General features: G+C 59.1%; 1 protein-coding gene. It reads left to right on the top strand.

Annotation, left to right across the window (positions count from 1 at the left end; translation table 11 throughout):
- The first annotated feature begins 181 nt into the window (after positions 1 to 181).
- Positions 182 to 601: a hypothetical protein gene (locus tag B7R21_RS19185; protein WP_116284856.1), complete on the top strand. Its 420-nt coding sequence runs from the start codon at positions 182 to 184 to the stop codon at positions 599 to 601.
- The last annotated feature ends 1,646 nt before the right edge of the window (positions 602 to 2,247 follow it).

Below are 2,247 nucleotides of genomic sequence, written 5' to 3'. Positions count from 1 at the left end.
AGTGCAAACCCATCGAATGCAAATGCCGAATCTTTGCCCAGTCATCCAAATTGATCACCTTCCATAGTGGCTAGGTGGCCCTGTTTTCAATCGGCAGAAACGGCATCACATTCGGTCGGCGTCAACACAAGAATCATTGCGACGTTACATCGTGTGCTGGCCCTGAACTGAGAAGCTAGAAATGTCCACTGAACCCGGTCAAAGCCGCGTCTACCGACGCTCGACGATAGCCCTCTCCCTTGTAACGATCGTCGTCGGCGCCGTACTAATGACGACTGCGCCAAAGGGCGGCGTCGTGCAGCTCTTTGTCGGCCTAGCCGTATTCATTTTGGGTGGTGCAATTGTCGGCGTAGCAGGAATACGTGCCCGCCGCCGAGGGACCCTCGGGGCAAGCGACGAATCAAACGCCCGCGTCTTCGCGATCATGACCGTCTTGGTTCCCCTGAGTTTCATCGGCATCGGCATCATCCTAGGAACGTTTGAAATCGGGCCAGCGCAGAACGGGAACTGGCTCGGTCTCATCGCCAGCGCACTCATCATTCTCGTGGCGTGCGCTGTCTTCGCGGTCATCCGCCGATCAAGCAGCAGGCCGACCTCCTAACCGGTCTACGGGATAAGCCAACCGGCTCATAAAACAGTCCCGTTGCGGGTCCGGCGTCCGGCCCATGTCCGGACCTCGTACAGTGCAGCGCAGCTCGAACCGTGGTTGTCTGTAAGTCATGAATTTCGCTTGGGTTTGGTTACTGATCGCACTCATCGGCACCCTCATCTACCTCGGTTCCGTCGTTCTCTATTTCAAAAGCAATCCCACGGGTCATTACTCGTTGGAGCGGAAGCCTGATAACGAACCGAAATGGGCTCGACTGACTCGGTTCATCGGCGTCTTCGGACTTGTCCTCGGCGCAGGCTTGTGCCGTCCGGATTCCGGATGGCCTTGGACAAGCCTTGCGGTTCTCCTCGGCGGGTTCGCCGTCGTCTTCACGGCCGTAATTCTGGCGAACAGAGGCGCCCGACGCCGCAGGGATCGTCTCCGACCGCTTTAGCAGACAACTCGGCGACCGCTAAGGGTTGGCCACCATAGCCGCGATCCAAACTCGCACGCGGCGCGAGGCTTGTGCACAAACGAACCGCGGCCCGGACCGACGAACCGAACATCATCAGCCAGCGGCAGCACGACCAAGCTTGTGTCTCAGGCGATCTATTCTTTAGACCGAGGGGGGAGCCGTGCGAAACAAATGGTGGGACAAGGGCTACACCTGGAAGGGCCTAGCGTGGGCCTCGGCCGGCTTCTTTGCGCTTGCCGTGATCGCTGCTTTCACGAGGCTGTTTCTGGACGCTGATGCCTGGTGGTTCGTCGTTCCAGTGGTTTTAATCGCCGTGTCGTTTGGCTGGGCTTGGCGTGCCCGTCAACTATTCATTTTTGAGAGAGCTCAATCCGCTGGGGACCAGGACGGCTCCTAGTCTTTTCGGTGATCGTCGACTGCGGTACCGCCGCACTGGTCAGCTCCCCTCCTCGCGATCCCCGATTGGTCAGTTCGTTCCGGTAAACGCCCGGCTTCCTGAAGGGCAACGGTCAGCGTCCGGCTTCGCCTGCTTCAAGCATGCGTAACGCGCCCGGCAGTGCATAAACCGAATTCAAATACGGACTATCCACATCAAGGTCCGGCCGAACAGCCGATCGCTCGATCCCCCACACCCTCGTGCCGCGACGCCGAATCCAGCCCATAACTCGATTCACCCAGCGCTCATATTCGACGGAGACCGACCTCATCGAGTCCGCCTGGGATCCGATCGAGCTCGTTCCCAACCCCGACGCGGTGCCGAGCCCAGGTTGCCACAACAACACTGGCGACCGATTCGAATCCACAAGGTACCCGCGCTCCAAGCCAGGCTTTAGACGTTCTCGATTCATCCTGTTGAACAATCCGGCCCGATCAGCAGACGCATACGCGGAGTCGCCGTCTTCGAGGATGAAGGGTGGTCCTAGCTTTGTCGACTGGACCATCACGTGTTCAACCGCTGCGGCTTCGACGATCTGATAGTAAATGGCCGGATACTGAACTAGCGGCCAAGGGTGAAGCGAGACCTCGCTACTGAGGTTGACCCCGAATTCCGGACACTGACCAGGCGGGTTTCGCGTGTTTGCGGGCCTGTCGGGGAGGATGTCCGTGATGGGCACAAGCAAGAGGAAGACTTATACGCCGGAGTATCGCCGTGAGGCGGCGCGGCTGGTGATCGACACGGGCC

This window comes from Subtercola boreus, from assembly GCF_003399625.1.
Taxonomy (GTDB): domain Bacteria; phylum Actinomycetota; class Actinomycetes; order Actinomycetales; family Microbacteriaceae; genus Subtercola; species Subtercola boreus_C.
The sequence above is the reverse complement of the archived record's forward strand: the minus strand, read 5'-3'. Positions and strand labels throughout refer to the sequence as shown.